Raw genomic sequence first — 10,518 nt, 5'->3', positions numbered from 1 at the left:
AGACTGTGCCGCATGGATTCCTCGCCGCGACCTGCCGTCGCCCTGCTGCGGGGCATCAACGTCGGCGGGAAGAACATCGTCTCCATGGCGGAGCTCGCCCAGCAGTTCCGCGACGTCGGGTACGGATCAGTAAGGACCTACATCCAGAGCGGCAACGTCGTCTTCACCACCAGCGGCGGCACGTCGGCCGAGCTCGAGGACGCCGTGGAGCAGATGCTCGAATCCTGGCTGGGCGTGCCGATCACCGTCGTCGTCCTCTCCGCGGAGGAGCTCGACGCCGTAGTGGAGGCCGCCCCGGAGGATCACGGGGCCGAGCATCTCCGCAGCGACGTGCTCTTCCTCAAGCGCCCGCTGACTCCGGACCAGGCGCTGGCCGAGTTCCCACCCCTGCGGGAGGGCGTCGACGGCGCCGCGCCGGGCCCCGGGGTCGTCTACTTCTCGCGCGTGGCCGCCCAGGCGTCGAAGTCCCGGCTGACGCGGATCGTCGGCACGCCGCTCTATCAGCGCATGACGGTGCGCAACTGGCGCACCACGACGCGGCTGCAGGAGCTCGTCCGGGCGGCCGGCGAGGCATGACGACGTCCGCGGGATCGCGCCGCGGGCGCCGGCGGATCCGAGCCCGACCCCGACGGCGTCGGGTGCTGCAGTAGTCTGGGGCCGTCCGTGCTCGTCGCGAGCGTCGCCCTCATCGTCCACTCTGTCCGAGGAGATCCCCATGACCGCCGCAGAGACCGCTCCGCAGGGCTCGTCCGCCTCGTCCCGGTCATTCACCGTCGCCGCCGCGCTGCTGGACATGGACGGCACGCTGGTGGACTCCTCCGCCGCCGTCGAGCGGGTCTGGCTGCGCTGGGCCGAACCCTTCGGCCTGGACCCCGAGCGCGTGCTGCAGGTCGCCCACGGTCGGCAGGGGCACGAGACCATGGCGATCCTGCTGCCGGATCGTCCCATGGAGCAGAACATCGAGGACAACCGACGACTGCTGGCCTCCGAGGAGGTCGAGACAGACGGGATCGTCGAGATCCCCGGGGCCGCGGAGCTGCTCACAGCTCTGCAGCGGCTGCCGCATGCGCTGGTCACGTCGGCCAGCCTGGGCCTGGCGCGTGCCCGGATGGGGGCGGCCCGGCTCGCGGTGCCCGAGCAGCGCGTGACCGCCGAGGACGTCTCGGCGAGCAAACCGGATCCCGAGGGCTTCGTCCGGGCGGCTCGGCGGCTCGGCGTCGACCCGGCCGACACGGTGGTCTTCGAGGACTCGCCGGTGGGCGTGCAGGCCGGCCTGGCCGCCGGGGCGACGGTGATCGGCGTCGGCGCCGGAGCCGCCGCCCACGGGCCGACGCACGCGGTCGAGGATCTCACCGGAGTCTCGGTCGCCGCCGACGCCGCGGGCCGGCTGAGCATCAGGCTCGGCTGAGACTTCTCCGGCGTATACCATGCTCCCATGACTGATACACGAGGCCCCCTCGGGGTGCTGCGCGGCGCACGGCCCGGAACCCGCGGCGTCGGGGGCATGGAGCTGTTCTTCGATCTGGTCTACGTCTTCACCATCATCCAGCTCTCGCACTATCTGCTGCACCATCTCAGCTGGACCGGGGCCGCCGAGGCCGCGATCCTCTTCGCCGCGGTGTGGTGGGGATGGAACTACACCGCCTGGGCGCTGAACTGGATGGATCCCCAGCACGTCGTCGTGCGGGTGCTGATGGCGGTCTTCATGCTCTGCGCCCTCGGCATGGCCGTGGCGATCCCGACGGCCTTCGGCTCCGGGGCCGGGCTCTTCGTCGGTGCCTATCTGCTCTTCCAGCTGCTGCGCGCGGCCTTCATGGCCGTGGCCTTCGGGCGCACGCAGATGGGCCGGAACTACACCCAGCTGCTGATCTGGAGCGCGCTGGCCGGCGTCGTCTGGACCGTCGGCGTCTTCGTGCCGGAGGAGCACCGCCTGGCCGTGTGGGTGCTGGCGGTGCTCGTCGACTACTTCGGCCCGGCGGCGCGGTTCTGGGTGCCGGGGCTGGGCGGCAGCCGGATGAGCACCTGGCCGGTGGACGAGGCGCATCTGGCCGAGCGGTGCCGGCTGGTCTTCATCATCGCGCTGGGCGAGTCCATCCTCATCCTGGGCAACACGCTCATCGAGGTGGAACTGACCGGAGAGGTCGTGCTGGCCGCACTCATCGGCTTCGCCGCGCTGGTGATGCTCTGGTGGCTGTACTTCTCCACCCGGCACGGCAACTCCGAGCATGAGACTCCGCAGACGGAGGAGGCCGCGGCCATGGCTCGAGCCGCCTACGCCTACGCCCATGCGCTGATGGTCGGCGGGGCCATCGTCTGCGCGGTGGCGATCGAGCTCGTCGTCGCCCATCCGCACGATCCCGCCGACTGGACGGTGGTCACCGTGCTCACCGCGGGGCCGGGGCTGTATCTGCTGGGCAACCTGATCTTCGTCCGGGCGCGCACCGGGCGGCTCTCGCGCTCGCGGCTGATCGCCCTGCTCGTCCTGGCGGCCTCCGTGCCGCTGGGGCTGCAGCTCACCACGACCGGCGCCGCGGCCGTCGTCGCCCTGGTGCTGCTGGTCCTGCTGCTGGCCACCGCCCAGGTCCGTCAGTCCTCCCGGCCGGCGGAGATCGCCTCCGCCGAGTCGGAGGTGTGAGGCTGGGATCCATGGAGATCACACGACAGGTCATCGTCCTCGACGCCGCGAACCTCGACGAGGTCAGCCGCTTCTGGGCCGATCTGCTCGGCGGCGAGGTCGCCGCCGACGACGGCTGGCACAGCGTTCTGATCGAGGGTGTCGAACAGCTCGCCGTCCAACACGCCCCGGATCATGAGCCGCCGGGCTGGCCGGACGGCGTGCCGCAGCAGATGCATCTCGACTTCTACGTCGCCGACGTCGCCGGGGCCCATTCCCACGCGATGGACTGCGGCGCGCGGCTGCTCCAGGATGCCCCGGACCGCGACGGCGAGCGCGGGTTCATCGTCTACGCGGACCCGGCCGGCCACCCCTTCTGCCTCTGCTGGGGCTGACCCGTCGGCGGCCGGGGGACGATCGGCTGGTATCGTCCGGGGCATGCTGACCGCCAACGAGCGACGCGTGCTGGCCGCGGCACGGGAGACGGTCGCCGGCTTGGGCTGGTCGGAGGCTCACACGGTGGCGTCGGCGGCGATGGACGCCGCCGGCCGAATCCACACTGGAGTCGACGTCCACCACTTCACCGGCGGACCGTGCGCCGAGCTGGTCGTCATGGGGCAGTCCGCCGCCGTCTCGGGCGAGGCGCTGCTGGCCATCACCGCTGTGGGCGACGGCGACCGTGGGGTGCTGGCCCCCTGCGGAAGGTGCCGCCAGGTGCTCCTGGACATGCACCCCGATGCGACCGTGCTGGTCCCGGGACCGGACGGTCCGGAGACCGAGCCGGTGCCGTTGGCCGTCGCGGATCTCCTCCCGCACGGTTGTCGTCAGCCTGACGTGGGAGCCACGAGGATCCTGCACTTCGCCGCGCGATACTACGAGGACGTGGTCGCCGGACGGAAGACGGTCACGGTGCGCCACGCCGACCCGCACCGACCGGGGCCGGTGACGATGGTCTTCGAGGATCCCGAGGTCGAAGGCGTCCGGATGCTCCACGGTGCGATCGAGACCGTCGAGCAGCGTCGGGTCGGGGAACTCACCGCCGAGGACGTGCGGCGGGAGAACCTCCCCGATCTGGACTCCCTGCGTCGTGTTCTGCGGACCCATTATCCGCTGATCACCGACGACGACCAGGTCGACGTCCTCGGGATCCGGACGCGGTGACGCCTCGGGCGCCGAGCCCGGATCAGCCGGCGGAGCCGCGGCGGGCGGCGCCCCAGATGTCGATGCCGCCGTCGACCGCGTGCTGCTCGATCGCGTCGAGCTCCTCGACGGTGAAGCGGCGATGCTGAAGCGCCTGCAGGTTGTCCGTCAGCTGCTCGGGGCGGCTGGCGCCGATGACCAGCGAGGTCACCCGCTCGTCGCGCAGCGCCCAGGCCAGGGCCATCTGCGCCAGCGACTGGTCCCGGGAGGCGGCGATGTCGCGCAGCGCGCGGATGTGGGCGAGGTTCTCCTCGCTGAGGAAGCCGTCGCGGAAGGAGGACTTCGTCGTCGCCCGCGAGCCGGAGGGCACTCCGTCGAGATACTTGCCGGTGAGCATGCCCTGCGCCAGAGCGCTGAAGGCGATGACGCCCACGCCCTCGTCCTCGACGACGTCGAGCAGCCCGTCGTCCTCGATCCAGCGGTTGAGCATCGAGTAGGAGGGCTGATGGATCAGCAGCGGAGTGCCCAGTTCGCGCAGGATCGCCGCCGCCCGCCGGGTGTCCTCGGCGGAGTAGGAGGAGATGCCGGCGTAGAGCGCCTTGCCGGAGCGCACTGCGGCGTCCAGCGCGCCCATGGTCTCCTCCAGCGGAGTGTTGGCGTCGGGCCGGTGGGAGTAGAAGATGTCGACGTAGTCCAGGCCGAGACGCTCGAGCGAGGCGTCCAGGCTGGAGAGCAGGTACTTGCGGCTGCCGCCGGGCCCGCCGTAGGGACCGGGGTGCATGGTCCAGCCCGCTTTGGTGGAGATGATCATCTCATCGCGGTACGGCGCGAAGTCCTCGCGCATGATCCGGCCGAAGTTGAGTTCCGCGGTGCCGGGCGGCGGACCGTAGTTGTTCGCCAGGTCGAAGTGCGTGATGCCGTGATCGAAGGCGGTGTGCAGGATGTCGCGCTGGGTCTGCACCGGCACGTCGTCGCCGAAGTTGTGCCACAGTCCCAGAGACAGCGGCGGGAGCATCAGGCCGGAGCGGCCGACGCGGCGGAACTCAGCGTTCTCATAACGGGTCTCGGCGGCGCGGTACATGGCGGCTCCTTCTCACGGGGACGGGGAGGGGAAGTCGAGCCGGCCCGGACGGCGGAGGCCGGCGGCGCTCGTCGTCCACACTACTGCCCGAGGCGCCCGACGCAGTAGGCTCCCTCCATGGTCCGGACGCAGAACACCGAGGCGATCGCCGCCGCCACCGCTCGGCCGTGGGCGGACTGGGTGGCGGCCCTCGACGCCGCCGGCGCCGCCGATCGTCCCCACGGGGCCATCGCCGAGCTGGCCGCCGCGCTGATGCCCGAGCAGCTGGAGAATCCAGGGTGGTGGGCCCAGGGCGTGGCGGTCGGATATGAGCAGCATCGCGGGCTGCGCGTGCCCGGACAGCGCTCCGACGGAACCTTCCACACCTCGGCCTCCCGCACGCTGCCCGTCTCCGCCGACGAGGCGATGCGGTCCTGGCGCCGGCTGGTCGACGCCCGCGGAACCTTCGACGGCGCGGCGGCGGACGGTCCGCCGTCGACCTCGGCGACGGCGAAGCGGCGGCACTGGCGGGTTCGCCTCGACGACGGTACGCGTGCCGCGGTCAGTGCCGAGGCCGTCGGCGACGGCGAGCGGACGCGGATCGTGGTGCAGCACGAGCGGCTGGCCTCGCCGGCCGACGTTGAGCGCTGGAAGCAGTTCTGGAAGGCGCTGCTCACCGAGCTGTGAGCCGCCCGCACACACGATGACTCCGCGGGACGGGCGGGAATGACGAAGCATTCCCACCGTTTCCACGGAGTCATCGTCGCTCGAGCGGCGGGTCGGTGCCCGCTCAGCGGCCGATCAGCTCTCGATCTGCTGCGCGGAGTCCTGTCCGGACTCGCCGCGGGTGACCTGGATGCGCTGCGGGGCCTCCTGGGCGTAGACGCCCTGGACGGTCACCGTCAGCACGCCGGCGTCGTAGTCCGCGCGGATCGCCTCAGAAGAGACCTCCTGCGGCAGGGTGACCGTGCGGTGGAACGAGCCGTAGCGCACCTCGCGGAGCCCCTCGGCCTCCTGCTCGGCGCGGCGCTCGCCGGAGACGGTGAGCGTGCGGCCGGAGAGTTCGACGTTCACGTCCTTCTCCGGATCGATGCCGGGCAGGTCGGCGCGCAGCACCAGGTCCTCGCCGTCGCGCCGGGCGTCGACCGCCGGCACGAATCCGGATTCGCGGTCGCCGCCGACGCCGGCCCCGGCGAGAGCCGAGGAGCCGAGCAGCGGACTGCGCAACGAACGGAAGACGTCGTCCATCAGGGACATCGGGTCCAGGCGAGTCATGGGCGTGGCCATGCTGAATCATCCCCTTTCTGCGACTGCTGTCGATTCTTGCATCCGGTCCAACGACGTCGGGGCCGCCTCTATTCCGAAGTTGAGTCAGATTCGCTCAACTTTTCTGCGTGACCTGCTGCCGGGCGGCGGATGCCAGTGATTCGGCGGCCAGCTCCAGCTCGGCGGCGGTGGTCCCGGCCCCGAAGCTGAAGCGGATCGCAGTCTGCGCGAGTTCCTCGTCGACGCCCATCGCCGTCAGTGCCGGGCTGGCCTCGGTGCTGCCGGCCGCGCAGGCCGACCCGGCCGAGCAGAGCACGCCGTCGCGCTCCAGATCGAGCAGCAGCGACTCGCCGCTGCGCCCGGCCACGACGAACGAGGCGTGTCCGGCCAGACGGGCGGTGCGGCTGCCGGTCAGCCGCGCGCCGGGCACGCGATCCTCGACGGCGGCGATGAAGGCGTCGCGCCGAGCGCGCAGACCGGCGACGTCGTCCTCGGCGGCCAGCTCCAGGGCGGCGGCCATGCCGACGGCGCCGGCGACGTCCTCGGTGCCCGAGCGGCGCTCGCGCTGCTGGCCGCCGCCGTGGAGCAGCGGTTCGAAGGGCGTGCGACGGCGCAGCACCAGCACGCCGACGCCTTTGGGCGTGCCGAGCTTGTGCCCGGCGAGGCTGAGCGCATCGACGCCGAGCGCGCCGACGTCGAGCCGCTCGGAGCCGGCGGCCTGGACCGCATCGGTGTGGAAGCGGGCGTCGGTCTCATGGGTCAGGCATGCCAGTGTCGTGATGTCCTGGACGGTGCCGACCTCATTGCTGGCGTGCTGGATGCTCACCAGCGTGGTGTCCTCGCGCAGCCGGGCGCTCAGAGATTCGGGGGAGACTGTGCCGTCGGCATCGACCGGCACCGTCTCCACGGTGTACCCGATCCGCGACAGCCAGGCCGCCGACTCGGCGACCGCCGGGTGCTCCAGCGCGGAGACCAGCACGTGGCGTCCGCGCGGATCCGCCAGAGCGATGCCCTTCACCGCGGCGTTGTCCGCCTCGGTGCCGCCTGAGGTGAAGATCACTTCGGCCGGTCGGGCGCCCAGTCGGCGTGCGACCCGGCGTCGGGCGTCCTCCAGCGCCCGGCCGGCCGCCAGTCCCGGCTCATGGCGACTGGACGGATTGGCATGCTGGGCCGAGAGGAAGGGCCACATGGCCTCCAGCACCTGACGACGCACCGGCGCCGAGGCCGCGGAGTCGAGATAGACGGCTCCGCTCATGAAGTCCCGCCCCGCGAAGTCGTGGTGATGTCCAACCCCAGGTCGAGGGCTCGTGCCCCATGGGTCAGAGCACCGACGCTGATGACGTCGACCCCGGTCTCGGCGATGGCCCGCACCGAATCCAGAGTCACCCCGCCGGAGGCCTCGACGACGGCGCGTCCGGCGATCCGCTCGACGCCGCGGCGCAGATCCGCCGGCGTGAAGTTGTCCAGCATGATCGTGTCGGCTCCCCCGGCCAGCGCCGGCTCGATCTGATCGACCCTGTCGACCTCGACCTCCAGGTGGGTGGTGTGCGGCAGACGTTCCTTCGCCGCCGCGACTGCCGCGGCGAGGTCCTCCACCAGGGCCAGATGGTTGTCCTTGGCCATCACGGCGTCGGAGAGCCCCGCCCGGTGGTTGTGTCCGCCGCCGCAGCGCACGGCATGGCGCTCCAGCGCCCGCAGTCCCGGGGTCGTCTTGCGGGTGTCGACGATCCGCGCACCGGTGCCGGCGACGGCCTCGACGTGCGCGGCAGTTGCGGCGGCGATCCCGCACATCCGCTGCACCAGGTTCAGCGCAGTGCGTTCGCAGGTCAGGATCGGTCGAGCCGGCCCGGTCACCTCCGCCAGCGTGGTGCCGGCCTCGAAGCGGGCCCCCTCCTCGAGGTGGATGGCGACCTCCACGGCCTCGTCGAGCGCAGTCATCGCGGCGGCGAAGACGGCCGCGCCGCTGAACACGCCGGGCTCGCGGGCGACCAGCGCGGCGTCGGCCGCCGCCTCCTCGGGGAGGAAGGCGGCCGTGGTCAGATCGCCCGACGGCGCATCCTCGGCCAGCGCGGTGCGCACGACGCGGTCGATGGTCTCGGCGGTGAGCAGCATCGGCGTGCTCACCGCGGCTTCGCCGCGAGCATGCGGTCCAGGGCGACCTTCGCGCCGTCGGCGATCTCGGCCGGCACGCTGATCCGATTCTCGACACGTCCGGCGACCAGCTCCTCCAGCACCCAGGCCAGATAGCCGGGGTGGATGCGGTACATCGTCGAGCAGGGGCAGATCACCGGATCCAGACAGAAGATCGTCCGGTCCGGGTATTCGGCGGCGAGCCGGTTGACCATGTTGATCTCCGTGCCCACGGCGATGGTGTCGCCGGGGGAGGAAGCGGCGATGAACTTCTTGATCGCATCGGTGGAGCCGGAGGCGTCGGCGGCCTCGACCACCGGCATCGGGCACTCCGGATGCACGATGACCTTCACCTCCGGGTCCGCGGCGCGGGCCTTCTCGATCTGGTCGACGGTGAAGCGCCGATGCACCGAGCAGAACCCGTGCCAGAGCAGCACCTTCGCATTCTGCAGCTGCTCGACGGTGTGGCCGCCGAGCTCCTGACGCGGGTTCCACATCGGCATCTGCTCCAGGCCGATGCCCATCGCCCTGGCCGTGTTGCGGCCCAGGTGCTGGTCGGGGAAGAAGAGCACCCGGTGGGCCCGCTCGAAGGCCCACTCGAGCACGGCGGCCGCGTTCGAGGAGGTGCAGACGATCCCGCCGTGCCGACCGCAGAAGGCCTTCAGCGCCGCCGAGGAGTTCATGTAGGTCACCGGGATGACCGGCAGCTTCCCCTCGGCGTCGGGCTCGGCGGCCTCCGGGTCGAAGCCGTAGACCTCGGCGATGTCCTCCCAGGCCTCCTCGACGGACTCCTCGTCGGCCATGTCGGCCATCGAGCAGCCGGCGGCCAGGTTGGGCAGGATGACCTGCTGGTCCGCCGAGGAGAGGATGTCGGCGGTCTCGGCCATGAAGTGCACTCCGCAGAAGACGATGTGCTCGGCGTCGGGCTTGGTCAGCGCCGCGTTGGCCAGCTGGAAGGAGTCGCCGACGAAGTCGGCGTGCTGGACGACCTCGTCGCGCTGGTAGAAGTGCCCCAGGATGACCAGCTTCGAGCCGAGGGTCTCGCGGGCGCGGACGATGCGACGCTGCAGCTCGGCGTCGTCCAGGCTGCGGTATTCCTCGGGCAGCTGGCCCGGCCGGGTGACGGGATCGGGGATGGGGTCGGCCTCCGAGGCGCCGGGGCCGTAGCCGGGGTCGGCGTCGAACTCCCAGGGGCCGGCCGGCAGCGAGTCGTTGCAGGATTCCTGCGGGGCCAGCTCGAGGCGGTCGTGGACGGACAGGCTCATGAAGTCTCCTCGATGGTGAGCGTGTAGCGGGAACGGCGCGGGGTGGAACGGTAGAGCTTGGGCGGACGGTGCGCGGTGCCGGTCATCCGTTCGCCGGTGTCCTCGACGGTGCCCTGCGCGAGGATCTGCCGGCGGAAGTTCGACGGATCCAGGGCGCGGCCCAGGATGGCCTCGTAGACCCGCCGCAGATCGGCCAGCGGGAACCGTTCCGGAAGGAAGGCGTGGGCGATGGGGGAGTAGGTGACCTTCGCCCGCAGCCGACGCAGCGCGTAGTCGAGGATGACGTCGTGGTCGAAGGCCAGCGGGCCGGCCTCCTCGGCGATGTCGTCTGCGGGGAACCACTCGACGTTCTCGCCGACGACGGCGGCGGCGTCCTCGTCCTGCCGGACCAGCGCCCAGTAGACGATCGAGACCACCCGCGGCGTGGTCGTCGTGTCGGATTCCGCGCGTGCGGGGGAGCGGTCGACGTCGCCGAAGGCGTAGAGCTGCTCGAGGTGGCGCGGGGCCAGGCCGGTGGTCTGGTGCAGGGTGGCGCGGGCCGAGCTCACCAGGTCCTGCTCGGGCTCCAGCGGGCCGCCCGGCAGCGCCCAGAGCCCGTGGAAGGGCTCGCGGATGCGTCGCACCAGCGGCAGCCACAGGGTGAGCTCGCCGGTGTCGGGGTGGGGGCGCAGCGAGAACACCACTGTGGAGACGGCGAGCTCGAGCGACGAGGCGGCGCAGGTCGCCGCCTCGGGGTGTGCCGCGCTCGCCGGACGCGGGGACGTCGCCGCAGCGGACGGGACCTCGGGCATCGGACCTCCTGGGCTTCTGGTATTCCTGACACTATGGTGCACTTCATAAGGTCATGTCAACCTGAAGTAGCGAAGGGGGCCCGCACGCGGCTGTCGACCACACCGGGTGCGGACGCAGACGAGGGCTCCGGGGCCGTCGTGGTGACGGCCCCGGAGCCCTCGTGATCAGCGGTCAGGCGTTCCGGCTCAGTGGCCGCGGTCCTTCCAGCCCTGCAGCTGCGGCTTTTCGTCGTTGATCCGGGTGGTCGGTCC

12 protein-coding genes are annotated in these 10,518 nt (G+C 71.5%); 6 read left to right on the top strand and 6 right to left on the bottom strand.

Annotated elements, in window-relative coordinates; translation table 11 throughout:
* The 5 genes from GU5_RS0104060 to GU5_RS16625 all read left to right on the top strand — a co-directional run.
* A partial coding sequence (locus GU5_RS0104060; protein WP_369750453.1) for a DUF1697 domain-containing protein occupies positions 1 to 576 on the top strand: 576 nt, incomplete at its 5' end.
* Between the two features lie 139 nt (positions 577 to 715).
* Positions 716 to 1,408, top strand: a complete 693-nt coding sequence (locus GU5_RS0104055) for an HAD-IA family hydrolase (RefSeq protein WP_010524301.1) — start codon at positions 716 to 718, stop codon at positions 1,406 to 1,408.
* A 27-nt stretch (positions 1,409 to 1,435) separates the two neighbouring features.
* The gene (locus GU5_RS0104050) at positions 1,436 to 2,635 is read left to right on the top strand and encodes a low temperature requirement protein A (protein ID WP_050806585.1); all 1,200 of its coding nucleotides are present in this window, start codon (positions 1,436 to 1,438) and stop codon (positions 2,633 to 2,635) included.
* Positions 2,636 to 2,646: 11 nt separating this feature from the next.
* Complete coding sequence (locus tag GU5_RS0104045) at positions 2,647 to 3,009, top strand: VOC family protein (RefSeq protein WP_010524299.1); 363 nt, start codon at positions 2,647 to 2,649, stop codon at positions 3,007 to 3,009.
* A gap of 43 nt (positions 3,010 to 3,052) precedes the next feature.
* Complete coding sequence (locus tag GU5_RS16625) at positions 3,053 to 3,775, top strand: ASCH domain-containing protein (protein ID WP_010524298.1); 723 nt, start codon at positions 3,053 to 3,055, stop codon at positions 3,773 to 3,775.
* 22 nt (positions 3,776 to 3,797) lie between these two features.
* Here GU5_RS16625 and mgrA read toward each other — a convergent pair whose 3' ends face one another.
* Positions 3,798 to 4,835, bottom strand: coding sequence for an L-glyceraldehyde 3-phosphate reductase (mgrA, locus tag GU5_RS0104035; RefSeq protein WP_010524297.1), 1,038 nt, complete (start codon positions 4,833 to 4,835; stop codon positions 3,798 to 3,800).
* A 117-nt stretch (positions 4,836 to 4,952) separates the two neighbouring features.
* Here mgrA and GU5_RS0104030 point away from each other — a divergent pair, with 117 nt between their 5' ends.
* Entirely contained in the window at positions 4,953 to 5,501 is a 549-nt protein-coding gene (locus GU5_RS0104030) for a hypothetical protein (protein WP_010524296.1), read from the top strand.
* 114 nt (positions 5,502 to 5,615) lie between these two features.
* Here the strand turns inward: GU5_RS0104030 and GU5_RS13920 are convergent, their stop codons facing one another.
* From GU5_RS13920 to GU5_RS0104005, 5 genes are all read right to left on the bottom strand, one after another.
* Complete coding sequence (locus GU5_RS13920; RefSeq protein ID WP_010524295.1) at positions 5,616 to 6,101, bottom strand: Hsp20/alpha crystallin family protein; 486 nt, start codon at positions 6,099 to 6,101, stop codon at positions 5,616 to 5,618.
* Between the two features lie 94 nt (positions 6,102 to 6,195).
* Positions 6,196 to 7,335, bottom strand: coding sequence for a cysteine desulfurase family protein (locus GU5_RS0104020; protein ID WP_010524294.1), 1,140 nt, complete (start codon positions 7,333 to 7,335; stop codon positions 6,196 to 6,198).
* A complete protein-coding gene (nadC, locus tag GU5_RS0104015) occupies positions 7,332 to 8,189 on the bottom strand; it encodes a carboxylating nicotinate-nucleotide diphosphorylase (protein ID WP_029513998.1) in 858 nt (285 codons plus the stop codon). Before nadC ends, GU5_RS0104020 begins: the two co-directional genes overlap by 4 nt.
* An 11-nt stretch (positions 8,190 to 8,200) precedes the next feature.
* On the bottom strand, positions 8,201 to 9,475 hold the full coding sequence (gene nadA, locus GU5_RS0104010; RefSeq protein WP_010524292.1) for a quinolinate synthase NadA: 1,275 nt from the start codon (positions 9,473 to 9,475) through the stop codon (positions 8,201 to 8,203).
* Complete coding sequence (locus GU5_RS0104005; protein ID WP_010524291.1) at positions 9,472 to 10,266, bottom strand: NUDIX domain-containing protein; 795 nt, start codon at positions 10,264 to 10,266, stop codon at positions 9,472 to 9,474. Before GU5_RS0104005 ends, nadA begins: the two co-directional genes overlap by 4 nt.
* Positions 10,267 to 10,518 lie beyond the last annotated feature (252 nt).

The organism is Nesterenkonia sp. F, assembly GCF_000220985.1.
Taxonomy (GTDB): Bacteria; Actinomycetota; Actinomycetes; order Actinomycetales; family Micrococcaceae; genus Nesterenkonia.
The sequence above is the reverse complement of the archived record's forward strand: the minus strand, read 5'-3'. Positions and strand labels throughout refer to the sequence as shown.

Excerpts from the sequence above, each read along its gene's own strand:
- GU5_RS13920 (WP_010524295.1), bottom strand. The coding sequence starts at position 6,101 with ATGGCCACGCCCATGACTCGCCTGGACCCGATGTCCCTGATGGACGAC.
- mgrA (WP_010524297.1), bottom strand. The coding sequence starts at position 4,835 with ATGTACCGCGCCGCCGAGACCCGTTATGAGAACGCTGAGTTCCGCCGC.
- GU5_RS0104020 (WP_010524294.1), bottom strand. The coding sequence starts at position 7,335 with ATGAGCGGAGCCGTCTATCTCGACTCCGCGGCCTCGGCGCCGGTGCGT.
- GU5_RS16625 (WP_010524298.1), top strand. The coding sequence starts at position 3,053 with ATGCTGACCGCCAACGAGCGACGCGTGCTGGCCGCGGCACGGGAGACG.
- GU5_RS0104045 (WP_010524299.1), top strand. The coding sequence starts at position 2,647 with ATGGAGATCACACGACAGGTCATCGTCCTCGACGCCGCGAACCTCGAC.
- nadA (WP_010524292.1), bottom strand. The coding sequence starts at position 9,475 with ATGAGCCTGTCCGTCCACGACCGCCTCGAGCTGGCCCCGCAGGAATCC.
- GU5_RS0104055 (WP_010524301.1), top strand. The coding sequence starts at position 716 with ATGACCGCCGCAGAGACCGCTCCGCAGGGCTCGTCCGCCTCGTCCCGG.
- GU5_RS0104030 (WP_010524296.1), top strand. The coding sequence starts at position 4,953 with ATGGTCCGGACGCAGAACACCGAGGCGATCGCCGCCGCCACCGCTCGG.
- GU5_RS0104005 (WP_010524291.1), bottom strand. The coding sequence starts at position 10,266 with ATGCCCGAGGTCCCGTCCGCTGCGGCGACGTCCCCGCGTCCGGCGAGC.
- GU5_RS0104050 (WP_050806585.1), top strand. The coding sequence starts at position 1,436 with ATGACTGATACACGAGGCCCCCTCGGGGTGCTGCGCGGCGCACGGCCC.